At 72.4% G+C, this 22,484-nt stretch carries 25 protein-coding genes; 12 read left to right on the forward strand and 13 right to left on the reverse strand.

Annotated features, from left to right (window positions below; genetic code table 11):
- The first annotated feature begins 2 nt into the window (after positions 1-2).
- Positions 3-914, forward strand: coding sequence for an alpha/beta hydrolase family protein (locus ACIBQ6_RS23090; RefSeq protein ID WP_397214348.1), 912 nt, complete (start codon positions 3-5; stop codon positions 912-914).
- A gap of 51 nt (positions 915-965) precedes the next feature.
- Here ACIBQ6_RS23090 and ACIBQ6_RS23095 read toward each other — a convergent pair whose 3' ends face one another.
- Together ACIBQ6_RS23095 and ACIBQ6_RS23100 are read right to left on the reverse strand one after the other, a co-directional pair.
- Positions 966-1,532, reverse strand: coding sequence for a DUF664 domain-containing protein (locus ACIBQ6_RS23095; protein ID WP_397214350.1), 567 nt, complete (start codon positions 1,530-1,532; stop codon positions 966-968).
- A 60-nt stretch (positions 1,533-1,592) separates the two neighbouring features.
- A complete protein-coding gene (locus ACIBQ6_RS23100; protein ID WP_397214352.1) occupies positions 1,593-2,414 on the reverse strand; it encodes an SDR family oxidoreductase in 822 nt (273 codons plus the stop codon).
- A gap of 126 nt (positions 2,415-2,540) precedes the next feature.
- On the opposite strand from ACIBQ6_RS23100, the gene ACIBQ6_RS23105 reads away from it, so the two are divergent.
- Entirely contained in the window at positions 2,541-3,266 is a 726-nt protein-coding gene (locus ACIBQ6_RS23105; RefSeq protein ID WP_358292311.1) for an MgtC/SapB family protein, read from the forward strand.
- An 89-nt stretch (positions 3,267-3,355) separates the two neighbouring features.
- A complete protein-coding gene (locus tag ACIBQ6_RS23110) occupies positions 3,356-4,270 on the forward strand; it encodes an NAD(P)-dependent oxidoreductase (RefSeq protein WP_397214354.1) in 915 nt (304 codons plus the stop codon).
- On the opposite strand, the gene ACIBQ6_RS23115 is transcribed toward ACIBQ6_RS23110, so the two are convergent.
- The gene (locus ACIBQ6_RS23115) at positions 4,263-5,093 is read right to left on the reverse strand and encodes an AraC family transcriptional regulator (protein WP_397214356.1); all 831 of its coding nucleotides are present in this window, start codon (positions 5,091-5,093) and stop codon (positions 4,263-4,265) included. The genes ACIBQ6_RS23110 and ACIBQ6_RS23115 overlap by 8 nt on opposite strands.
- A gap of 17 nt (positions 5,094-5,110) precedes the next feature.
- Entirely contained in the window at positions 5,111-5,995 is an 885-nt protein-coding gene (locus ACIBQ6_RS23120; RefSeq protein WP_397214358.1) for a fumarylacetoacetate hydrolase family protein, read from the reverse strand.
- Positions 5,996-6,061: 66 nt separating this feature from the next.
- On the opposite strand from ACIBQ6_RS23120, the gene ACIBQ6_RS23125 reads away from it, so the two are divergent.
- Together ACIBQ6_RS23125 and ACIBQ6_RS23130 are read left to right on the forward strand one after the other, a co-directional pair.
- Positions 6,062-6,769, forward strand: a complete 708-nt coding sequence (locus ACIBQ6_RS23125; RefSeq protein WP_397214360.1) for a FadR/GntR family transcriptional regulator — start codon at positions 6,062-6,064, stop codon at positions 6,767-6,769.
- A 19-nt stretch (positions 6,770-6,788) separates the two neighbouring features.
- Positions 6,789-8,048: a DUF3500 domain-containing protein gene (locus ACIBQ6_RS23130; RefSeq protein ID WP_397214362.1), complete on the forward strand. Its 1,260-nt coding sequence runs from the start codon at positions 6,789-6,791 to the stop codon at positions 8,046-8,048.
- Here ACIBQ6_RS23130 and ACIBQ6_RS23135 read toward each other — a convergent pair.
- A complete protein-coding gene (locus ACIBQ6_RS23135) occupies positions 8,027-8,926 on the reverse strand; it encodes a cation diffusion facilitator family transporter (protein ID WP_358292295.1) in 900 nt (299 codons plus the stop codon). The two genes, ACIBQ6_RS23130 and ACIBQ6_RS23135, sit on opposite strands and share 22 nt — an antisense overlap.
- A 207-nt stretch (positions 8,927-9,133) precedes the next feature.
- Between ACIBQ6_RS23135 and ACIBQ6_RS23140 the strand changes: the two genes are divergently transcribed.
- The 3 genes from ACIBQ6_RS23140 to ACIBQ6_RS23150 all read left to right on the forward strand — a co-directional run bounded on the left by ACIBQ6_RS23140 (position 9,134) and on the right by ACIBQ6_RS23150 (position 11,825).
- Positions 9,134-10,423: a cytochrome P450 gene (locus ACIBQ6_RS23140; protein ID WP_397214365.1), complete on the forward strand. Its 1,290-nt coding sequence runs from the start codon at positions 9,134-9,136 to the stop codon at positions 10,421-10,423.
- Between the two features lie 74 nt (positions 10,424-10,497).
- On the forward strand, positions 10,498-11,172 hold the full coding sequence (locus ACIBQ6_RS23145; protein WP_358292290.1) for a TetR/AcrR family transcriptional regulator: 675 nt from the start codon (positions 10,498-10,500) through the stop codon (positions 11,170-11,172).
- 152 nt (positions 11,173-11,324) lie between these two features.
- Positions 11,325-11,825 (forward strand): S26 family signal peptidase, encoded by a 501-nt coding sequence (locus ACIBQ6_RS23150; protein WP_397214367.1) that lies wholly within the window; start codon positions 11,325-11,327, stop codon positions 11,823-11,825.
- On the opposite strand, the gene ACIBQ6_RS23155 is transcribed toward ACIBQ6_RS23150, so the two are convergent.
- From ACIBQ6_RS23155 to ACIBQ6_RS23185, 7 genes are all read right to left on the reverse strand, one after another.
- Positions 11,741-13,633: an ABC transporter ATP-binding protein gene (locus ACIBQ6_RS23155; RefSeq protein ID WP_397214369.1), complete on the reverse strand. Its 1,893-nt coding sequence runs from the start codon at positions 13,631-13,633 to the stop codon at positions 11,741-11,743. The two genes, ACIBQ6_RS23150 and ACIBQ6_RS23155, sit on opposite strands and share 85 nt — an antisense overlap.
- Entirely contained in the window at positions 13,630-14,157 is a 528-nt protein-coding gene (locus tag ACIBQ6_RS23160; protein ID WP_358292282.1) for a TlpA disulfide reductase family protein, read from the reverse strand. The genes ACIBQ6_RS23155 and ACIBQ6_RS23160 overlap by 4 nt, the downstream gene beginning before the upstream one ends.
- Before the next feature lie 9 nt (positions 14,158-14,166).
- On the reverse strand, positions 14,167-14,691 hold the full coding sequence (locus ACIBQ6_RS23165) for a MauE/DoxX family redox-associated membrane protein (protein ID WP_397214372.1): 525 nt from the start codon (positions 14,689-14,691) through the stop codon (positions 14,167-14,169).
- 28 nt (positions 14,692-14,719) lie between these two features.
- Positions 14,720-14,893, reverse strand: coding sequence for a hypothetical protein (locus ACIBQ6_RS23170; RefSeq protein ID WP_352318817.1), 174 nt, complete (start codon positions 14,891-14,893; stop codon positions 14,720-14,722).
- Between the two features lie 158 nt (positions 14,894-15,051).
- Positions 15,052-16,761: a serine/threonine protein kinase gene (locus ACIBQ6_RS23175; RefSeq protein ID WP_397214374.1), complete on the reverse strand. Its 1,710-nt coding sequence runs from the start codon at positions 16,759-16,761 to the stop codon at positions 15,052-15,054.
- A 224-nt stretch (positions 16,762-16,985) separates the two neighbouring features.
- The gene (locus ACIBQ6_RS23180) at positions 16,986-17,315 is read right to left on the reverse strand and encodes a hypothetical protein (RefSeq protein WP_397214376.1); all 330 of its coding nucleotides are present in this window, start codon (positions 17,313-17,315) and stop codon (positions 16,986-16,988) included.
- Between the two features lie 687 nt (positions 17,316-18,002).
- A complete protein-coding gene (locus ACIBQ6_RS23185) occupies positions 18,003-18,323 on the reverse strand; it encodes a hypothetical protein (protein ID WP_358292272.1) in 321 nt (106 codons plus the stop codon).
- Between the two features lie 195 nt (positions 18,324-18,518).
- Between ACIBQ6_RS23185 and ACIBQ6_RS23190 the strand changes: the two genes are divergently transcribed.
- The 4 genes from ACIBQ6_RS23190 (at position 18,519) to ACIBQ6_RS23205 (ending at position 21,826) form a co-directional block, all read left to right on the forward strand.
- Positions 18,519-19,085 (forward strand): GNAT family N-acetyltransferase, encoded by a 567-nt coding sequence (locus ACIBQ6_RS23190; protein WP_397214378.1) that lies wholly within the window; start codon positions 18,519-18,521, stop codon positions 19,083-19,085.
- A gap of 1,109 nt (positions 19,086-20,194) precedes the next feature.
- Positions 20,195-21,112, forward strand: coding sequence for a hypothetical protein (locus tag ACIBQ6_RS23195; RefSeq protein WP_397214380.1), 918 nt, complete (start codon positions 20,195-20,197; stop codon positions 21,110-21,112).
- Between the two features lie 325 nt (positions 21,113-21,437).
- The gene (locus tag ACIBQ6_RS23200) at positions 21,438-21,611 is read left to right on the forward strand and encodes a hypothetical protein (RefSeq protein ID WP_397214381.1); all 174 of its coding nucleotides are present in this window, start codon (positions 21,438-21,440) and stop codon (positions 21,609-21,611) included.
- Positions 21,608-21,826: a hypothetical protein gene (locus ACIBQ6_RS23205; protein WP_397214383.1), complete on the forward strand. Its 219-nt coding sequence runs from the start codon at positions 21,608-21,610 to the stop codon at positions 21,824-21,826. Before ACIBQ6_RS23200 ends, ACIBQ6_RS23205 begins: the two co-directional genes overlap by 4 nt.
- Here ACIBQ6_RS23205 and ACIBQ6_RS23210 read toward each other — a convergent pair.
- Complete coding sequence (locus ACIBQ6_RS23210; RefSeq protein ID WP_397214385.1) at positions 21,820-22,317, reverse strand: hypothetical protein; 498 nt, start codon at positions 22,315-22,317, stop codon at positions 21,820-21,822. The genes ACIBQ6_RS23205 and ACIBQ6_RS23210 overlap by 7 nt on opposite strands.
- Between the last annotated feature and the right edge of the window lie 167 nt (positions 22,318-22,484).

Here is a 22,484-nt window from a genome sequence, read left to right on the forward strand (position 1 = left end):
CGATGAGCAGGGAGTTCGACGACGTGCAGCTCTCCACCCCCCACTTCGGCGCGCGAACGTTCACCAAGCTCGCCCTGGCCGTCACGCTGCTCGCCGGTGGCGTCGCGGCGGCGCCGGCGGCCCACGCGGCCGGTCCGTACGAGCGCGGCCCCGACCCGACCGGCGCGATCCTGGAAGCCGCCCGCGGCCCGTTCGCGACCGCCGAGCTCGGCGTCTCGCGGCTGAGCGTCTCCGGCTTCGGCGGCGGGACGATCTACTACCCGACCGACACCAGCCAGGGCACCTTCGGCGCGATCGCCATCTCGCCCGGCTATACGGCGACCTGGTCCAGCCTCGCCTGGCTGGGGCCGCGGATCGCCTCGCACGGGTTCGTGGTGATCGGCATCGAGACCACCACGATCTACGACCAGCCGGCCAGCCGCGGCCGTCAGCTCCTGGCCGCGCTGGACTACCTGACCTCGGGCAGCCCGTCGGCCGTGCGCGGCAGGATCGACGCGTCCCGGCTCGCGGTGGCCGGTCACTCCATGGGCGGCGGCGGCACGCTGGAGGCCGCCGACGCGCGCCCGTCGCTCCAGGCGGCGGTGCCGCTCGCGCCGTGGAACCTCACCAAGAGCTGGTCGGGCCTCCGGGTGCCGACGATGATCATCGGGGGTGAGGCCGACACGATCGCGCCGGTGGCGACCCACTCCGAGCCGTTCTACCAGTCGATCCCGTCGCCGGTGGAGAAGGCGTACCTGGAGCTGAACGGCGCCTCGCACTTCTTCCCGCAGGTCACCAACACCACGATGGCCAAGTCGATGGTGGCCTGGCTGAAGCGGTTCGTCGACGACGACACCCGCTACGACCAGTTCCTGTGCCCCGCCCCGCGCGGGACCGCGATCGAGGAGTACCGCGACACCTGCCCGATCACCTGACGGGCGCGGATCCGGAGCCGGTGACGCCCGCCGTCACCGGCTTCTGCGGCGTTACCGGTGGTTGTCCGGCTGCCAGCCGGCCGGCGGGTCCTCGCCCACCAGGCCGTCGACGGCCTCGCGCAGGAGGTCGGCGTGGCCGGTGTGGCGGCCGTACTCCTCGATGAGGTCGCACAGCAGGCGGCGCAGACTGGCGTGGCGGCCGTCGGGCCAGGACAGGTGGACGAGCCGCGCCGGGCCGCCGTCGGCCAGCGCCGCGCCGATCCGGGCGCGTGAGCGCTCGACCGCGGCGTCCCACAGGGCGTAGAGGTCGGCGGGGCTGTCGTGCGCGGCGGAGGTGAACGGCCAGTCGGGGCCGTCCCAGTCGGCCGACTCCCACGGCTCGCCGAGCGGGGCGCCGGTCAGCCTGACGGTGGACAGGTGGTCTTCGACCAGGGCCAGGTGTTTCAGCAGGCCGCCGAGGGTGAGCGCGGAGGCGCCGACGCGGGCCCGCAGCCCCTCGGCGTCGAGGCCGTCGGCCTTCCAGCGGAAGGTCGTGCGGAGGCGGTCGAGCGCCCCGAGCAGGTGTTCGGCCTCGCTGCCCGCGATGGGCGGCTCCCAGGGGGTGTCGCTGTCGGTCATGCGGACCACCGTAGAACCCGCCACCGACAAGACCGGCGGTGTTGGGCCCGTCGCCGGTGGTCAGCGGAAGGCGGCGGCGTTGCGCTCGGCCCAGGCGGCGAACGGGCGGGCGGGACGGCCGAGGACGCGCTCGACGTCCGGGCTGACGCTCCGCTCGTCGGGGGTGGGCTCGCCCAGGATGGCGAGCGTGCCCTCCACCACGGGCAGCGGCATGACCTGCGCCATCTGCGCGTGGGCGGCCTCGCGGGTCTGCTCGGCGAAGCGCACCGGCTCGCCGAGCGCCGCCGCGATCGCCGCCGCCCGGTCCCGCGGGGTGGTGGCCTCGGGGCCGGTCAGCACGTACGTCGCCCCGTCGTGCCCGTCCTCGCGCAGGACGGCGGCCGCCACGGCGGCGACGTCGGCGGGGTCGACGAAGGGCAGGCCGACGTCGCCGAAGGGGGCCTCGGCGGTGCGGCTCAGGCGTACGGGCTCGGCCCAGGCGTAGGCGTTGGAGGCCATGCCGCCCGAACGCAGGACCGTCCAGGACAGCCCCGACCCGCGGACGGCCTCCTCGAACCGGACGGCGTGCGGGTAGGCCCCCGGCCGGGTCCCGGCGCCCTGGCTGGACAGCAGGACGACCTTGCGCACGCCCGCCTCCCCGGCCGCCGCGATCACGCCCTCCGGGTCCTCCCCCGCCACCAGCAGGAACAGCACGTCCGCACCCGCCAGGGCCGGACGCAGGCTCGCGACGTCGCCCAGGTCGGCGGCGACGGCCCGGACGCCCGGCGGCACGTCGGCCTCCGTGACGCGGCGGGCGACGGCGGTGACCGGCAGGCCCTCCTCGGCCAGCAGACCGACCAGCGTGCGGCCGACGTTCCCGGTGGCACCCGTGACAACGAACATGGTGGTTCTCCTCAGTCATTAGTTAGTTACCTGACTAAGAAGAACCGTAGCACAGGAACTAAGTCAGGCAACTAACTTCTTGTCGGGAAGGTGTGAGACCTCCGCACGCCGGGGACATCTGGGCAAATGGGGACGGCGTTCGCCACGACGGCACTGGCCGGACAAGGATGGACCCAGCTGGGAGAACTGGGTCTGGCCCTGCTGCTGTCGGCCGCCATCGGGCTCGAACGCGAGATCCGCCAGAAGAGCGCCGGCCTGCGCACCCACACGCTGGTCGGCTTCGCCTCGGCCCTGATCATGCTGGTGTCCAAGTACGGCTTCGCCGACGTCCTGGGCGAGCACGTCACGCTCGACCCGTCCCGGGTGGCCGCGCAGATCGTGTCGGGCATCGGGTTCATCGGCGGCGGCCTGATCTTCGTCCGCCGGGACGCGGTGCGCGGGCTCACCACCGCCGCGGTGGTCTGGCTGACCTGCGCGGTCGGCATGGCCGCCGGGGCCGGGCTGTGGCTGCTGGCGGTCGCCGTCACCGCCGGCCACTTCCTGGTCCTGTTCGCCTTCACCCCGCTCAGCGCCCGGCTCCCCCGCTCCAAGTACGCCCAGTCGCGCCTGCACCTGACCTACCTCGACCGCCACGGCGCCCTCCGGCGGGTGCTCGCGCTGTGCAGCGACAGGGGTTTCGTCATCGCCGAGCTCACCCTCGAACGCGACCAGCCGCCCAAGGACCGGGAGTCGATCTCGATCTGGCTCGTCGTCCAGGGCCCGGGGCCGGTCGAGGTGCTGGTCACCGAGCTGCTGGAGATCGACGGCGTGCTCGGCGTCTCCAGCGTCGACCTCGACGTCACCACGCCCTGACGCCGGCGCGGGCCGCACAACCGTTCAAGACCGGAGCCGGTCCCTGCCGCTACAACGGTGACGGCGGGACACGCGGAGCGGGAGGGCGGATGGCCGGAACGGGATTCATCGGACTGGGGATCATGGGCCGGCCCATGGCGCTCAACCTGGTGCGGGCGGGCACGCCGGTCGTGGTCTGGAACCGTACGGCGGCCGGGTGCGAGCCGCTGCGGGCGGCCGGCGCGCACGTGGCGGCGAGCCCGGACGAGGTGTTCGCGCGGGCCAGGGTCGTGCTGCTCATGCTGGCCGACGAGGCCGCCGTGGACGCGGTGCTCGGGCGCGGCACGCCGCGGTTCGCGTCCATGGTGGCCGGGCGGATCGTGGTGCACATGGGCACGACGTCCCCGGCGTGGTCGGCGGACCTGGGCGCGGCGGTGCGGGCGGCCGGCGGCGACTACGTCGAGGCGCCCGTGTCGGGCTCGCGCGGCCCGGCCGAGGCCGGGCGGCTGGTGGCGATGCTGGCCGGCGAGCCCGCGGCGGTCGAGGAGGTGGGCCCCCTGCTCGCGCCGATGTGCGCCGGGACGATCGCGTGCGGCCCGGTGCCCGGCGGGCTGCTGATGAAGCTGGCGGTGAACATCTTCCTGATCACCATGGTCAGCGGCCTGGCCGAGGCCGCGCACTTCGCCGCCCGGCACGGCCTGGACCTGGACAGGTTCGCCCAGGTGCTCGACTCGGGCCCGATGGCCAGCGACGTGTCGCGGGGGAAGGTCCGCAAGCTGCTGGACGGCGACCTCGCCGCCCAGGCGGCCATCGCCGACGTGCTGAAGAACAACCGGCTCATCGCCGGGGCGGCGCGGGCGTCGGGCGTGGCCTCGCCGCTGATCGACGTCTGCCACGCGCTGTTCGCCGAGACCCTGGCGCTCGGGCACGGCACGCTCGACATGGTGGCCGTGATCCGCGCGATCGAGGCCAGGACCGACGGGCGTCAGGTGGGCGCCGCTGTGGACGCGCCGGGCGTCAGGTGAGGGCGGTGGTCCATTCGCCGGGGGTGAGCCCGTAGGCGCGCTTGAACATGCGGGTCAGGTGGCTCTGGTCGGCGAAGCCCGCCCGCAGCGCGGCCTCCCGCAGCGGCAGGCCGCCGCTCATCGCCCGCCGGGCCACGTCCAGCTGCCGCATCGTCCGGTACCGGGTCGGGCTGGTGCCGAAGGCGGCGCGGAACTGGCGGGCGATCGTCCAGCGGTCGAGCCCCGAGACGCGTTCGAACTCGGCCACCGGGTGCCGGGTCGCGGGGTCGGCGGCGATGAGCTCGCGCACCCGTGCCAGCGCCTCGATCGCGAGGGGATCGCGCCGCCGCCGGACGGGGACGTCGGCGTGACGCTCCAGGGCCGCCGCGACCAGCAGCGCGACCTCCAGCCGGGCCAGCTCCTCCAGGGGCTCGTCCAGGTGCCGCAGCCAGGCGAGCAGCGCCGGCGACATCCCCTCCGGCCGCACGACGGGGTCGGCGACGAACGGCAGCGGCCGGCCGCCCAGCGCCTCCTGGATCAGGTACGGGTCGACGTAGAAGATCCGGTAGCCGAAGCCCGCGTCGGTGCCTGCGGCCCCGTCGTGCAGCTCGTCGGGGTGCAGGACGTGCCACTCCCCCGGCAGGCATCGCCGCAGCTCGCCGCGGTAGCGGAAGGTCTGCACGCCGGCGAGCGTGACGCCGATCGCGTACGTGTCGTGGCGGTGGGGCGCGAACGCCTCGCCGACGAGCGAGGCCGCCAGCCGCTCGATGCCCTCGGCGGCCGGGCCGAAGCGCAACCGGTGCCCCGGCCGCCCCGCCCCGCCGCGGACAGGTCGTGTCTCCACCACCCCAGTGTCGCGCTTCACCCCTCCGGCGCGGTCACCCCTCGGGCGCCCGTCAGCGCCCGCGCGTCGTTGCCGACGATCGGGTTGCGCACGCTGCCCAGGCGTTCGGCCTCGACCTCGACGACGTCGCCGGGCCGCAGCAGCCACGGCGGGGTGCGCGCGTAGCCGACCCCGGCGGGGGTGCCGGTGGCCAGCAGGTCGCCGGGCCGCAGCGTGAACGTGCGCGAGATCAGGGCGAGCGTGTCGCCGACGCCGTAGACCATCTCGTCGGTACGCCCGTCCTGGACGACCTCGCCGTTCACCCGGGTCCGCACCCGCAGCCCGTCGCGCAGGTCACCGACCTCGGACGCGGGCACCAGCGGGCCGAGCGGGCCGGACCGGTCGGCGTTCTTGCCGAGGATCCACTGGCTGGTGAGCTTCTGCGCCCTGCGCGCGGTGAGGTCGTTGAAGACCGAGTAGCCGGCGACCGCGGCCAGCGCCTCCTCCGGGTCCGCGTCCACCAGCGGCGCGCCGACGTACGCGACCACCTCGCCCTCCCAGTCCAGGCCGTCCTCGCCCGAGGGCACCGGCACCGGGACGCCGCCCACGGTCAGCGACCGCGTCCAGCGGGCGAACAGCGTCGGGTGCGGCGGCACGCCCTCCCCCGCGTAGGAGCCCTCGGCGACGTGCCTGAGGTAGTTGAGCCCGATACAGATCACCCGGGCCTCCGGCAGCACCGGCGGCACGAGGGTGACCGACGCGACCGGGAGCCGCTCGCCGGCCGGCTCGCGGGCCAGGAAGGCGGCCGCGCCGGCCCAGAACCGCTCCAGCGGGGCGAGGACGGTGACCTCGGCCCCGTCGGCCGACAACGCGCCGGCCTCGACGTCCCCGGCGGCGTGCCGGCGGATCCCGACGATCCTCATCGCTCATCTCCTCACGGCGGCGAAAACCTGCCAAAGGTTCGCAGGTTTTGTGGTTGGATCCGGACTATGCCCTACTCCTCCTCGCCCGGACAACCGGCCGCCGCGCTCGGGCAGGGCGCGGGCACGCGGGCCGAGCGGCTGGCCGCCGCGCTCGACGAGCGGATCAGGTCGCGCGGGCTGGGTCCCGGGGAGCCGGTCGGCACGCTGGAGGCGCTGCGCGCGGAGACGGGCCTCGGTTACGCCACGGTCAGCGAGGCCGTCCGGCTGCTGCGCGACCGTGGGGTGCTGGAGATCCGGCCGGGCCGCGGCGGCGGGCTGTTCGTCGCCGACCCCGGCCCGGTGGTGCGGCTGCGGCACACCCTGCTCGGCGTCGCCGAGGAGCCGGGCACCGTCGCCGACGCCGTCGAGCTGCGCGACCACCTGGAGGAGCTGATCGACGTCGGCGCCGCCCGCCACCGCACCCGCCGGGACGTCGCCGACCTGCGCCGCCTGCTGCGGCGGCTGCGCGCCGCGCCCGGCTGGGACGCCTTCATGCGCGCCAACTGGGCCCTGCACGAGCGCATCGCCGCCATCAGCCCGAACGCCATGGCCCGGGCCGTCTACCTCGGCACGCTCGGCCATCTGGGCGCCGCGTCCGCGCGTCCCGACGACGCGGCCGGCGCCGGCTACCGCGAGCTGCGCCACCAGATCCACGCCGACCTGGTCGAGGCGATCGCGGCCGGCGACGAGAGCGCCGTACGGGTCGCCGTCGCCCGGCACAACACCACCGTCTGAGACAGACCGGAGAGCCCTCATGCCCGGCGAGTTCCGCCAGTACCTGTTCCCGCACGACCACCCGCGGCTGGCCGGCGTACGCGGCCTCGACCCCTACGCCTACCGCGAGCTGGCCAGGAGACCGGGGACGTTCACCTGCGGCCTGATCGAGGGCTGGACCCCGCTGTACGGCAACGACTTCCGCGGCGTCACCGAGGACGGCGTCCTGCGCGACGGCCTGTACCCGCTGACCCCGGCCGCCCGCGGCGAGCAGGCGCCGGTCGCCGCGATGGTGTCGGCCGCCCGCGACCTGCTGGCCTGCCTCGACGACGAGGACCGCGAACGCCTCTCGCACGACGCCGACGACGTGGCGTGGCAGACCTGGGCCAACCCGGAGTTCATGCAGTTCGACACCGGCCTGCGGCTGGACCTGCGAGCTCCGGCCGTCAGGGAGAAGGCGCTGGCGCTGGTGGGCGCCTCGCTCTCGCCCGCGGGCGGCCGGCTCGTCCGCGCGGTGATGCGGGTCAACGGCTTCCTGGGCGAGGTGGTCGGCCTGGAGACGATACTCAACGAGTTCAGCTACAACTTCGCCCTCTACGGCACGCCTGACCCGCGGGCCCCCTGGGGCTGGCAGCTCTACGGCCACCACTGCGCGCTCAACTGCCTGGTCGTCGAGGGCCGCATGGCGCTGTCGCCGGTGTTCCTCGGCGCCGAGCCCGACGAGATCGACGCCGGTCCGCACGCCGGCCTGCGCGACCTGTTCGCCGACCGGGTCGCCCGCGGCCTGCGGCTGATGGCCGCCCTGCCGGAGGAGCAGCGCCGGCAGGCCGTCGTCTACGAGCACATGGTCGACCCGGCGATGCCCGAGGGACGGGTGCACCCGGGAGACGAACGCCACCTGGCCGGGGCGTTCCAGGACAACCGCGTGATCCCGTTCGAGGGCGTGCGGGTCGCCGCCATGCCCGCGGCGGCCCGGGAGCACGCGCTGGCCGTCGCCGAGTCGTTCGTCGGCCTGCTCCCGGCGGGGCCGCGCGCCGCCCGGCTGCGCGAGATCGCGGCGCACCTCGACGAGACCTGGTTCTGCTGGATCGGCGGCCACCGGCCGGGCGACGTCTTCTACTACCGGCTGCAGTCACCGGTGATCGTCGCCGAGCTCGACCACCACCGCGGCGTCTTCCTCGACTACGACACGCCCAAGCCGTTCCACGTCCACACCGTGCTGCGCACGCCGCACGGCAACGACTACGGCCGCTCGTGGGTGCGGCAGTGGCAGCAGGGTCAGGGCTCGGGCTGCAGGTAGACGACCGTGGACATCGGGACGCGTTCGCGGATGCGCCGCTCGGCCTTGGCCAGCGCCTCGGCCACGGCGTCCCCCTGCTCGGCGACGGTGACCCGGGCGGCCACGAGCAGCTCCTCCGGGCCCAGGTGCAGGGTGCGCAGGCGGGTGAAGGAGGCGACGGCGTCGTCCTCGCGCAGGGCCTCCTCGATGGCCCGCTGGACCTCCGGCGACGCCGACTCACCGATGATCATGCTCTTGGTCTCGGTGGCCAGGGTGACAGCCACGATGATCAGGAGCACGCCGATGGCGATCGAGCCGATGCCGTCGTAGACCGGGTCGCCGACGACCAGCGTGAGCGTGACCCCGATGAGGGCGAAGGCCAGCCCGAGCAGGGCGGCGGTGTCCTCCAGCAGGACCACGGGCAGCTCGGGGGCCTTGGCCTCGCGGATGTAGCGCAGCCACGACCGGCCCCCGCGGGCCCGGTTGGCGTTGCGCACCGCCGTGCGCAGGGACAGCCCCTCCATGACGATCGCGCCCACCAGCACCCCGATCGCCCACGGCCAGCTCTCCAGCGGCTTCGGGTGGCTGATCTTCTCGTAACCCTCGTACAGGGCGAACAGGCCGCCGCCGAAGAACAGCACGACGGAGACCAGGAAGGCGTAGAAGTACCGCTCGCGCCCGTGGCCGAAGGGATGGGACGGGGTGGGCCCGCGCTTGGCGCGGGACTGGCCGAGCAGCAGCAGCCCCTGGTTGCCCGAGTCGGCGAAGGAATGGATGCCCTCGGCGAGCATCGAGGACGAACCGGTGAAGAAGAACGCCACGAACTTGGTGACGGCGATCCCCAGGTTGGCGGCCAGCGCCGCGTAGGTCGCCTCCTGCGAGCCCCCCTTACCGCTCACGCCGACCCCGCAACCGGCACTCGTCCAGGCTGTCGCGTCATCACGTTCCTCCCGTGCGGGTGAGCTGTCGGATGCGTGCCTTTGCCCCGTGGGCCCGCGGGCACACCTTGACCCGGCGATCGAATGGACATGCACAACGTGCATTGATGCGCGTCATGCATCTTTGTAGGGTGGAACGGCCCGCACCCGAGAGAACAGGACGTGCCGATGAGCGACCGCAGCCTGACCGACGACTCCCCCGGTGCGAGTCCCACGGCGATGCGCCGGATCCTGCCCGCCGACCTGGTCGTGCGCGGCGGGTGCCCGTTCGACCCGCCGCCGGGCCTGCGGGAGCGGCGCGGCCAGGACCCGGTCCGGCCGGTGGAGCTGCTCAACGGCGCGCGGGCGTGGCTGGTCACCGGTTTCGACGAGGCCCGCACCGTCCTGTCGGACGCCCGCTTCAGCGCCGACCGGGTCCGCCACCGCGAGGCCACGTCGCTGCAACCGCACGAGGTGGCCGAGCAGGCGGCCGGCGCCCTTCCGGCGGGCCCGTCCGTCGAGAGCCGCGAGGACGGCTTCTTCGTGTTCATGGACCCGCCCGAGCACACGCGCATCCGGCGGCTGCTGACCGGCCAGTTCACCGTCCGGCGCATGCGGGAGCTGGAGGCCCGGGTCACCGAGATCGCGGTCGAGCACATCGAGGCGATGAAGGCGGCCGGCACGGAGGCCGACCTCGTGCCGTCGTTCGCGCTGCCGCTGCCGTCGCTGGTCATCTGCGAGCTGCTCGGCGTCGACTACGCCGACCGCGCCGAGTTCCAGGAACGCACCTCCGTCGGGCTGAACGCCGGCTCCACCGACGAGGAGCGGGCGGTGGCGGGCGTCGAGCTGTACGCGTTCATGCAGCGGCTGGTGGCCGCCAAGCGCGCCGAGCCGGCCGACGACCTGCTGTCGGGGCTCGTCCACGACGCCGACCCGCCGCTGACCGACGCCCAGCTCGTGGACGTCGCCCTCGTCCTGCTCGGCGCGGGCCACGAGACCACCGCCAACATGCTGGGACTGGGCGCGTTCGCCCTGCTGGAGCACCCCGACCAGCTCGCCGCCCTGCGGGCGGACCCCTCCCTCGTCGACAACGCGGTCGAGGAGCTGCTGCGCTTCCTGAGCATCATCCAGCTCGGCGTCAGCCGCGTCACGACCGAGCCCGTCACGCTGGGCGGCGCCGACCTCCCCGCCGGCGCGACCGTCGTGATCGCCACGCCCGAGGTCAACCGCGACCCCCGCCACTGGCCCGACGCCGACCGGTTCGACGTCAACCGCGCCCGCGTCCCGCACCTGGCCTTCGGGCACGGCGTGCACCAGTGCCTGGGCCAGCAGCTGGCCCGGGTGGAGATGCGCATCGGCTTGACGGAGCTGATCACCCGCCTGCCGGACCTGCGGCTGGCCGTGCCGGCCGGCCAGGTGCCGGTGCGCGACGAGATGCTCATCTTCGGCGTGCACTCCCTGCCGGTCGCCTGGTCCTGACCGGGCGCAGTGCCCGCCGGAGCCCCGTCGCCCTGCCGGAGCCCATAATGAGGACCGTGGCAGAGGAGGCCGGGGTGGTTCAGCTCGCATCGGGCGGCGGGGAGCCCGCGTCGCCCGGCCGCCGCGAACGCAAGAAGCAGGCCACCCGCGCCGCCCTCCGCGCGGCGGCGCTCCGGCTGGCCCTGCGCCACGGCGTCGAGAACGTGACCGTCGAGCAGATCGCCGGCGAGGCCGACATCGCGCTGCGCACGTTCTTCAACTACTTCTCCAGCAAGGAGGAGGCGGTCGTGGCCTCGCTGGCCACCGCCGCGCAGGAGCTCGTCGCCCGGTTCAGGGCCCGGCCGCGCACCGAGCCGGTCCTGCGGGCATTCCGCGAGGCCGTGCTGACGGTCATGAACGAGAGCGACGCCGCCGGCCGCGACCACGTCCGGGCGTTGCAGCTCGTCCGGTCGGCGCCCACGCTGGTGCCGCAGCAACTGGCCGTGCTCGCGGCGCAGGAGCAGGCCCTGGCCGAGGCGATCGCCGAGCACGTCGGCCACCCCGCCCCCGGGCGTCCCGGCGACACCGGCTATCCCCTGCTGTGCGCGGCCGCGGCCCTGACGGCGCTGCGCGTCGTCCTCGACCAGTGGCTCCGGCAGACCGCGGCCTCCGCGGGGCCGCCGGACACCGCCCTGCTCGGACGGCGCATCGACACGGCGATCGACCAGCTCACCGCCGGCCTCGACCACCCCGGCCGGCCCGGGCCGTGAGGTGAGCGGCCCCTTCGGCGGGCCGCACGGGCTGTCCGGGCTGTCCGGGCTGTCCGGGCTGTCCGGGCTGTCCGGGCTGTCCGGGCTGTCCGGCGAGGAGATCCGCCGCTAGTGTCGGCAGTCTCCGGTGATGATCGACTTGGGAGGGCGTCGTGCGGCGTGTCCTGATCCTGCTGGCCCCGATCGCGGCCCTGGCCGCCGGGCTGGCCGCCGGGCTGGCCGTCGCCCGGCGGCGCCTGGTCGTCGTCCGGATCAGCGGGGCGAGCATGTTGCCGACCTACCGCACCGGCGACCGGGTGCTCGTCCGCAGGACGACGGGGGCGGGCGTCGGACGCGGTCAGGTCGTGGTGCTGCAGACGTTGCCGCCCGGTGGCGAGTGGCGCACCGGCCCGCTGCCGGCGCCGGGGGCGGCCATGTGGTTCATCAAGCGGGCGGTGGCCGTGCCGGGCGACCCGGTTCCGCCCGAGGTCGCGGGGCGGGTGGGGGCGTCGCCGGGCGACACGGTCCCGGCCGGACGGCTGGTGGTCCTGGGTGACGGGCCGGTCAGCGAGGACTCGCGGGTGTGGGGTTACGTGCCGTTCGACCGGGTGCTCGGCGTCGTCGTCCGGTCGATGTCGCCCGTCCGCGGGTCCGGTGGGGTGGCCGGTTCGTAGCCCTGGGCCTGGAGGGTGAACAGGCTCGCGTACTCCCCGCCGAGCGCCATCAGCTCCGCGTGCGAGCCCTGCTCCGCGATCCGGCCCTCGGCGAGCACGACGATCGCGTCCGCCTCCCGGACCGCGCCCAGCCGGTGGGAGATCAGCAGGCTGGTGCGTCCGGCGCGGTGGCGGCGCAGGCTCTGGTGGATGGCGTGCTCGGCCTGCGCGTCCAGGCCGGAGCTCGGCTCGTCCAGCACGAGCAGGTCGCGTCCCTTCCGCATCAAGGCGCGGGCCAGCGCCAGGCGCTGCCACTGACCGCCGGACAGCACCACTCCGGCCTGGGGGTCGTCCCGGTCGCCGAAGAAGATCCGGCTCAGCAGCGTGTCGTAGCCGCGCGGCAGCCCGGCGACCGTCTCGTGGACGCCGGCCAGCCGGGCGGCGGCCTCGACCCGCTCCCGGTCGCCGATCGCCGCGACGTCGCCGAGGCCGATGTTCTCGGCCGCGGTCAGGTCGTAGGACATGTAGTCCTGGAAGACCGCGCCGATGCGGCCGCGCAGCTCGGCGGGGTCCGTCTCGCGCAGGTCGACGCCGTCCCAGAGGATGGACCCGCGCACCGGGTCGTACAGCCGGCAGATCAGCTTGACCAGGGTGCTCTTGCCCGCGCCGTTCAGGCCGACGAGGGCGAGCGAGCCGCCGCGGGGGACGAAGAGGTCGACCCCGCGCAGCACCCACGGATGGGCGTCGTCGTACCGGAACCAGACGTCGCGCACCTCGATGCCCTCGCGCAACGCCGGGACGGGCCGCGGCCGCCGCGGCACGGGCAGGTCGGGCGGGTCGGCCACCACGTCGAGGTAGTGCCCGAACATCAGCAGAGCGTTGTGCGCGTCCGCCGACTGGCCGACGATCGACGCCAGCGCCGACTGCACCCCGGCCACGGCCGCGACGAACACGGCGACGTCGCCGACGCTCAGCGCGCCCGACGCGGCGGCGATGATCGCCCAGAGCAGTCCGGCCGCCGCGACGGCCGCCCCCACCAGCGACAACGCGCCCTGAGTACGCAGGGTCCGGCGGGCCAGCCCCTGCTCGGCGGCGTTGACCGCGCGCAGCTCGGCCAGCATCCGGCCGCGCAGCAGGTCGCCGAGGCCGAACAGGCGGATCTCCTTGGCCGCGTCGGGGCTGGTGAGCAGGCCGGCGAAGAAGATCTGCCGCCGGGCCCTGGAGCTGACGCCCCACATCATGCCCGCGCGACGCCTCGACAGGTCGAGCTGGGCGCGGACCGACGGGATCGCGGAGAGCGCCACGACGGCGATCATCCCCGGCGCGAGCACGGCCAGCGCCGCGGTGAACCCGGCGAGGGTGACGGCTCCCTGGGCGATCCCCAGGGTCGAGCGGACGATCCGCTGCGGCGCGTTCTGCCCGGCCTCCTGCGCCAGCCGCATGCGGTCGTGGAAGGCCGGGTTCTCGAACCGGCTCAGCCCCGGATGGGCGTTGACCGCCTGGAACAGCCGGTCCTGGATCAGCACCTGGAGGGCGCGGCGGAGCTGCTCCTGGGCGTACTCCGCGACCGCGGGCAGGGCCGCGCCGGCCAGGCCGGTCACGCCGAGGGCCACGCCCGGCGGCAGCAGCTCGGCGGGCCCCGCCCCGGCGGCCAGGCCGTCCAGGACGAGCTTGGTCAGCCACGCGGCGGCCACCGGGACCAGCCCCATGAGCAGCACCGCGATCCCCGACCCCAGGACGGCGGCCGGATGCGCCCGCCAGGCGAGCGCCACGGCCGCGCGCGCACGCCGTCCCCGGGCGGCGCCGCCGGGCCCGGCGGGAGGGGTCATCGGCGGGTGACCGCCGGCAGCCTGCCCGGGGCGGTGTCGGCCGCCACGACCACCGCGTCACCGTCGACCAGGAAGAAGCTGGGGAACTGCGAGACCTGCAACGCCCTGCTCACCGGGCCGCCCATCGGCTCCACGACGACGGTGGCCGAGGTCAGCTCGCGGGTGAACCGCCGGGCCTCGTCCGGGTCGCCCGTGACGACGGCCAGCACCCGCTCGGGACGCGTGTCGGCGAGGTAGGACGTGAACTCCGGCAGCAGCTCGTGGCAGGACGCGCACTCGGTGGAGAACACCGCCACCACGGAGACCCCCGAGAAGAACGCGCGCGACACGGTCCCGCCGTCGGCGGTCGTCGCGCTGAACTCGCCGATCGTCGTGCCCGGCTGCACCGTCGGGGGACGCGTCGGCCCCAGCTCCGACAGCCGCAGCGTGTGCGCGCGCAGGCGGCGGATCACCGCCAGCGTCAGCACCAGGTTCACCAGGCACAACAGTCCGACGATGACGACGGCGGCGACGAGATAGGGCATGCGGGCTCCTCAGGGGTGACGCGGTTGTGCGGCGAACAGGTCGGCGAGGTCGTCGAAGAAGATCACGATGACGGCGAGGACGCCGCCGGCCAGCACGCTCAGGGCGACGCCCGCCGGATGCGGTGCGGCGTGCCCCGGCACGAGCCCGGCGGCGACCAGCGCGAGCAGCCCGGCGTTGCGGACGAGGTGGCGGCCGCCGAGCGGCGTCCCGGCGGCGCCGAAGCACCGGCACGGCGTCGTGGCGCCCGAGCGCATCGCCCTGACGATCCCGGCGCAGAAACCCACCAGGACGGTGCCGGTCAGCAGCACGCCGGCCCGCACTGTCCCGGGGATCGCCAGCAGCACGACGACGCACCCTTCGGCCAGGACGACGGCGCCGCTCAGCGCCGTGACGGCCCGCGGCCCCAGCGGGACCAGGCCGCGCACGGATCCGCGGAACCCGGCGAACGCGGACCTGCCGCGCACCTTGCCGGCCACCGCGACCAGGAAGACGACGCCCAGCGCCACCCGGCAGGCCGGCGCGACGTACTGCATGGCTGTCATGGGAGATGGGGAGGAGGCGTCAGCAGTAGTCGAAGCTGCCGCAGCTGACCGTGCCGCTGGAGTCGTGGTAGCAGCAGGTCCGGCAGAACTTGCCCTGGCAGCACCAGTCGGTCCAGCACGCGGCCGAGGCGTTCGCCGAGGGGAGGAGTTTGTCGAGGAGGCGGTCTCCCAGCTGGTTGAGTGCGCGGATCATGGCAGCTCCTTGCGTGGGGATCTTTACGCGATCAACGTCGCCCAGCAAGAGACCGGAGTTAACGGAGAGATCGGCTGATGCTGGAGATGGCTTTGAGCAGCAAGTGATCTTGACATTTCCGGACTGATCGTTATCCGCACGTAGGCCGTCGGTGTCGTTCACTGCCCGTTCTGGTGGACCAGGGGGCCCGAGTTCTTGAACGCCGCGCGCGAGGCGTCCTTGAGCCACTTGGCCGCGGCGGCGGCTCTGGTGAGGTTCGTGTGGACGGCGAGGGTGCGGATCACGTACCGGCCGCGCTGCCCGGTCCACGAGGACAGCTGCACGTCCCACCAGTTCGACGTGTAGCAGATTCCGGTCGACCCCGGACCGGTCTGAGGGCACCGGATGCCCCACTCCTGCGCGTAGGCGTCCTTGAGCCTCGCGTACGCGGCGCGGGCCCGGCCCGAGTCCTTCAGCGGGACGACCCAGACGGTCACCATGACGCGTCCCTTCGGGGCGCCCGAGCCGACGTAGACGCCCACGGCCATGTCGTCGCAGCGCGCCTTGCGCAGGGCGGACTTGACCCTGGCGACGGGCCACGGGCTCGGGCAGTCCTCCACCCCGGCCGCCTTACGGCTGAAACGCATCCCCATGGCACTCGTGAAGGACTGCGGGAGCAGGGCGTCGGCGGTGATCGGGGTCGGGTCCGTGCTCTCCTTGTCGAGGTCGGCGGGGGTGAACGGGTCCTCGCGCGGCTTTTCCGAGGGTGTCTGTGCAGGTGTCTGTGCAGGTGTCTGTACAGGTGTCTGTACAGGTGTCTGTGCAGGTGTCTGTGCAGGTGTCTGTGCAGGCATCGGTGTGTCGGAGGGGCTCGGCTGGGGGGAGGACCCGGCGGTGGAGGGCTGGCCGATCGACAGCGCTCCCCGTATCGCGCCCTTGACCACCGCTCGTACGCCCACCACTGCCAGCACCAGAGCGACCGCTCCAGCGCCGACGGCCAGGGCGGCCCTCTTCGACCGCCCGCCGCCGTCCTCGGATGGAGGCCGGGGAGGGGCACCCCATCCAGGTGACCCGTACGGCTCCGTCGGGGCGGGAGGCTCATCGCCGGTCAGGCGGCGGACCAGGGTGGCGGCGTCCGGACGGGCCGCGGGATCCTTGGCCAGACAGGCCGTCAGCGCCGGACGCAGTTCCCCCGGCACGGACGACAGGTCGGGTTCGCGGGTCAGAATGGCGTGCATGATGGCGGGAAGGGCGTCTCCACGGAAGGCCTGCTGCCCGGTGGCCGCGTAGACCATGGTGGACGCCCAGCTGAACAGGTCGGCCGCCGGGGTGACCAGCGCTCCGCCGAACTGCTCCGGCGCCATGTAGACGGGCGTGCCCACCACGCTGTGCGTGGCCGTCAGGGCGGTCACCCTGGCGATGCCGAAGTCGATCACCACGGGCCCCTCCGGACCCATGATCACATTGTGCGGTTTGAAGTCGCGGTGGACGATCCCGGCCCGGTGGATGGCCGCCAGCGCGGTGAGCGTGGCCACCGCGAGCCGCTCCAACCCGCTGCCCGAACGCGGCCCTTCGGTCCTGACCAGCAGGTCGAGCGACGGCCCCGGGATGTGCTCGCTGACGATGTACGGCCGCCCGCCCACCAGGCCCGTGTCGAGCACCCGCGCGGTACAGAACGCGGCGACCCGGCGGGCCGCCTCGGCCTCGCGCAGGAACCGGCGGCGCGCGTTCTCGTCCGCCGCGGCGTCGGCGTGCAGGACCTTGACCGCGACCTGCGCGCCGGACTGCCCGTGCCCCAGGTAGACCGTTCCCTGACCGCCTCGTCCCAGCACCCCGACCAGGCGATAGGGACCTATTTGAGGTAAGTCTTCCGGCGTGAGCGACTGCACAAGATCTCACCCTAGCGTTCGCCGGCAAGATCTCCTCAAAGTCACACACAGCGGGTCAAGTCACTGCCGAGCACCCCATCGAGAGTTGCGTCGCCACCGGGCTGCCCGGACGGCGTCGGAGCGGCTTCTCGGCGGCGCCGGGGCGCCGCGTGCCGCAGGTCCGGCGGCGCCTGGTGGTGGTCCCCATCCGGCAGGGCGCCGGGCCTCCTTGGGCAGCGGGCCGTTCAGCGCACTGGCACCGTGGCGGCCGGACTTCGCCTTCCGGCCGGCGGCCGGGGAGGTCCCTTCCTGCTCGGCGACGTCGAATCTGGCCAGGTAGGGCGTCGATGAAGTGGTCGCGGACGCCGTCGTATGCCGCTCTCCATGTCGGCGCGCTCCGGCGTCTGGTCCGGGCTGCCGGTCAGGCCGTTCACGTCGAGGGTGAAGGCCTGCCCGTCGGCGGGGAAGACGATGTCGGGCCGGTCGGAGCCGGTGACGTCGTCGCCGAGGTGGGTGGGGATGAAGGCGCGGTCGCGCCAGCGTCCGGCCAGGGCCTCGACGTCGTCCAGGCCCATGAATGGCGTAGCCCAGCGCGATCGGTGTGGTCTGCTGCGCCGGCGGGGCCCGTACCAGGTGGTCGCGCCCCTGGCCGGGGCCCTCCCATCGGCCGCCGGCGGGGCCGAACTCGTTCCTCCAGCCCGGCGGGGCCGAGCAGGACGAGCTCACGGTCGCGTTCGCGCAGCAGCCCCTGCTCCATGAGCAGGAAGATGATGTCGAAGAAGTGGTCGGCGTGGAACTGCGTGATCAGGCAGAGGTCGATGGCCGTCAGGTCGATCCCGCCGCGGCGCATCGCCTTGACCGAGCCGTTGGGTGTGTCGACCAGGAGCGTGCCGTCGATGAGCGCACTCGCGCTCATCCGGTCGGTGAAGATCGATCCGGTGCCGATGAGAGGCAACCGCATGCGGTCCTTTCCGTCACGGCGATGCGGGCACGGAGAGGTGCTCTGCGTCAGGTTGCCGGGCGCCCGCCCGGGGCACCCCGCAAGGCGCGGGCGGAGGACCGGCGGGAACGCTCGGCGCCGCCTGGCGGATCGGCCCGCCGGGTGAGCGGCCCTCCGGCCGCTCCCGGCCGCCGCCGGACCGGCGGCGCTCACGATGCAGTCACCAGTCCCGGCGTTTCGCGGACTTTCCGGACGAACTCCCCCACGCGCCCACGACGGTTCGGGCCACCGGTCTGAGCCGCCGGTCTGAACCGTCGGCCGGTCAGGAGGTCTGGAGCCGCCGGCATCCTTGACCACGGACCCACAGGCTGCCTTCGGCCCAGCCGGTGACGCAGCGGTAGACGGCCCGGTCTCTGGAATTGATGACGAAGTCGGACAGAGGCCCCCAATGGTCGGTGTCGCAGGCGCGGGCGAAGATGTCCGGCAGTTGCGCGTCCACCTCCTGGCACGTGATGACCTCGCCCGCCCGCGCCACCGGCGCGTTGAGCGAAACCGCGGTGGCGGCCTGGGCTGTGGCGAGCGGGGCCATCGCCACGGCGCCGGCGGCGGCGAGAGCGGCCAGCGCGATCGGGATGCGTCGCATGATCGATTTCCCTTCGGGACGGGAGCGGCGGATGCCGCCCAACCCCAACCCTAAGCGTAGAGTGATTAATCAACTACTATCCGTTACGTAAGTAACCGGGGGCCTAACACCCGCCGCCCTGCTGCTCCTACGGTGAGCACCGAAACCGGCCAAAAACTCGTGGACGTCTGTCGAACACCTTGCGACCATCGCACGGTGACAGATGAAGCCGATCGCCAGACGTCATTCCCCACCAGTCCGAAGCAGGTGCGCTTCGTCGAGCTGTCGAGCACCGCGATGTCCGCTCTGCTCGACGGGGATCTGACCACAGCCAGCAGTACGGCCGGGGTCGCCCTGACGGATTACTTCGTGACAGACAGAGCACGGTGGCTGTGGCAGATCCGGATCGACCGGATGGCCGCCGACCCTGACCACGCACCGTGGATGGCGCGGCAGGCGGTGACCGGGCCCGAAGGGGTCGTCGTCGGCCATGCGGGCTTTCACGGACCGCCCGACGAGGCGGGCATGGTGGAGATCGGCTACGCGGTCGCTCCAGAGTTCCGTCGCCAGGGGTACGGCCGAGCCATCCTGATCGAGTTGCTGCACCGGGCCGCGGCCGAACCGGCGGTCAAGACCGTACGGGCGACGATCAGCCCCGACAACGCGGCATCCCTGGCCACGATCGCCGGCTTCGGCTTCGTCAAGGTCGGAGAAGACTGGGACGAAGAGGACGGCCACGGCCTCATCTTCGAAGCCCCCGCCAACCACAGCCACTGTCGGTGATGATGAATCGCTTACAGCCGTTGACCTTCTTGCCCGTGTCGTAGCCGCGGCTGTCACGGCCGACGGTGTCGGCGCCCTTGACGCTGGGGGAGTCGATGATGGCCGCCGTCGGCTCATCGGGGCGACCGTCCTGGCGGCGGGCCTTGATGCGCAGCTCGCGCAGCAGTGTCCCTCGGTGCCACTGGCGGCTTCCCACTGTTGGAAGTACCAGTACACGGTCTTCCAGGGTTGCAGGTCAGTTGGCAGGTACCGCCAGGGCAGCCCGAGCGGACCACGTGCAGGATGGCGTTGACGATCTCCTGGCGTGGCTGCTTCTCCGGGCGTCCGCCGCGTTCGGCTTGGGCACTAAGGGCTCGATCAGTTCCCGCTGCGCGTCGTTCAGATCCGAGTGGTGACGGTCCGGGGGCATCGGGCCCCCCTGGCAGCGTCAGTGCTGCTCGTCACACCGCCACGCCGAGCCCCACTGGCTTCTCAAACACCCATTTAGTGACGTTGGAGTGCGGGACTCCTTCTGAGAGCCACCGTCGGTGACGCCGAGGCGCACGACCCGTTCGCTCGCCCCGTCAACGTCCGCGGTGGATCCGACCCGATCGGGGATACCGAGCTGCGCGGATCACAGCTGCTACCGCATACAGAATGCGCGCGCGTTCCTGCGGGGGCGTTCCCCGTAGTGCGATGCTAACGACAGCGATAGTTACGGCGGCCATCACCATGACAACTGCGAGCGGCGCGATGACATACACGGCAATGGTCATGACACTCTCCAGCCATTCAGGCCGCCTCGTCTTCGGGCGACTTCCCTTGCCGATTCCATACGTCTCGGGATCTCGGAGAGAACAACTGCCGGATCAACCGGATCGGATTGACGTACCTACAGGTCAGAGAGGCTGCCGCTGCCAATCCGGCCGGACGCACCGGACCGGCCGAAGCACAGGCGTCCGGCGTTGAGCGGTAACCACACGCCTGGTCCCGGCAGGCGGCTGCTGCTGGAAGACTTGGCACGCCTGGAGGCTCGCGCACTCACACCCGAACGAACGCGGGCACAAGCCATCGCCGAGGCCAACCGAAGGCGCGTCAACCTCGGACTGTCCTCACTCAGTACCAGTACAGTGAGCGACTGGTTCAATCACGGCAACCCGGCTAGAGACTTCACCGCCCTATGGGCTTTGATCGAAGTCCTGCTGGAGTGGGCGGATCCCCGCGCCCACCCGGGCCAACCGGGTCAAGCAGCTGTCATTGACGTGTATCGACGGCGATGGAAGCTGCTGTGGGAAGATGCCCGGGATGAGCGGCGACCGCCCGGCCCGGCGCCAAGGCCAGTAAACGTCCACCCCGGGCAGAAGAAGGCGGCGGCCGACGGTGCCCCCCGGAATCTGAAAGACGTACTCCTCTCCACCCACATTGACCTTTTCCTTGATGTTTCTGACATCATTTCCGACCCGCTTGCGGAAGTACCCCGGAGCGAGAATCGTCTCGGCTGGCGATTGTTTCCGCCAAGGCCGATGTTGAGATGCGAGATGACCTGGCCGATCCGCCACTACAAGCACCGCGTCGGCTACCTGGCATTCCACAGTGACGACAATCCCAGCAGCTGGAGCGTGGCGGTGCCCGAATGGCGCTGGGAAGGCTGGACGGAGGGCTACGACGGCTTCGTCGAGCAAGAGCTCGATGAAGATACCTTGTACGCGCGCCGCTATGCACACGTGCGATACCTCAGAACCCCGCCGGCTGAGCGTGCCGGCACAGCAGCAGCGTGGGCTGACCCCACGAGTGCTCTGGTGGCCCTCGCCAGGTGGCACTACTGCCCGCGCGCCGCGCTGACCGCCCTCTTTCGCCTGGTCGACGCGGGACTCGCCGCGCGGGAGGCAAGCGTGGCCGTGCACATCGTCCCGGCCGTAGGCGAGAACCTGGTACAGCGGGCATGCGAAGTGCGCAGCGAAACGGGCCGACCGATTCTGGATCAGGTGGACGATTTCCTGCCCATTGGGGAGTCCGGCTGGGAACCGGGAGGGGAAGAGCCATGGTGAGGAAGGCGGATGCGCCGCGACAACGGCGACTCGATCCTTCTCTCGGCGGCTAACGGCAAGGAGCCGGCGCCAGATCCCGGCCGAGGCAGAGGCTCAGCACGAGGGGCGGACATCTTGCTGTAGGCGACCGGCATCAGACGTCGTGCACGTGAGGCTCCCCGCAATCAGCGTGCATTGAGGTGATCTCAGCGATTACCGCAGGTAGTCCGGGGTGCCCAGCAGATTCCGGACAGTCGGCTACATAAGCCGACAGAAGTCTGGAAGAGGTTGGTACGTGACGAGGCGTCGCAGGCGGTTCTCGCCGGACGCTGGAGGGCGATCGGACGTGGGCAGCGAGGTGAACCGGCATCGGCTCGCGAGCGCGCAGGAGGAACGGCAGGCGCTCTCCGGGCCGGAGCGGGCGCGGATCCGGGAGTTGGAGCGGGAGAACGCCGAGCTGCCCGAGAAGCTGGTCTTCTTGAAAAAAGCGGCCGCCTTCTTCGCGTCCGAGACTCGATGACGCTCGCCAAGTACGAGCTCCTCGCGCAACGCCGGACGCTGCCGGCCGCGTCGGTCGCCGAGATCTTCGCCGACTCGCACGAGATCCCTCGAAGTGCTCAACGAGTCCCTTTCCATCCCGATGGCCGCATGGGCTACGCCCACAAGGCAGGCGTGGAGGGCACTGTCGCCCAAGGCGTCAAGGGCTTTGGCCTGCGGCGGTCGCCGTGTCAGTAGCAGCGCATGTCCGTCCAGGTGTCGTCGTACATGCCGTCCAGGTTGATGATCAATGAGTTTGTGGCGGAGGTGTCATCCACGGGGGTGCCGGGCTCGTCGAACAGCGTGAAGGCCACCACCTCGTAGTCGCCGAGGTCCCCGTCGGGGTCTTCGATCTTTGCCTGGCGGTAGTGGTTCAGCACTTCTTGGACGGGCCGTTCGGTGGAGAGCTCGAAGCGGATGGTGTACCAGCAGTCGCCGGAGTCGCCGCTCACCTCGACTTGCGGGTCGAAATACCCGAAGTCTGTTCCGGATGGCAGCGGATACGCCTGGATGCGGTCCACCATGCGCGCCAGCCGGTGGTCATTGATCCACACTGGCGCCATGACGATCGCCGCGAGCAGCAGGAGCGGCACCAATAGCAAGGCCAGGCAGCCGGTTCGGCGAGCCACTCGTGAATGTCTGGACTTCTGCGGTGGTGCGGGTGCGGGCGGGTCCCGGGGGATCGACATGGATCACATGATCGCGTACCCGTTCCCCCTCGCGTGAAGTCACCGCCCTGCTCGGTGGAGGGACTCAGGGATCAAAGACACTCTCGATATGCCCTTGCTTGCCCGGCGTGCACTTCCTGACACAGGAAACGCCCCGTGATCACAAACGTGACCAGGGGGCTGTTTCT

Source organism: Nonomuraea sp. NPDC049655 (assembly GCF_044465465.1).
Lineage (GTDB): Bacteria > Actinomycetota > Actinomycetes > Streptosporangiales > Streptosporangiaceae > Nonomuraea.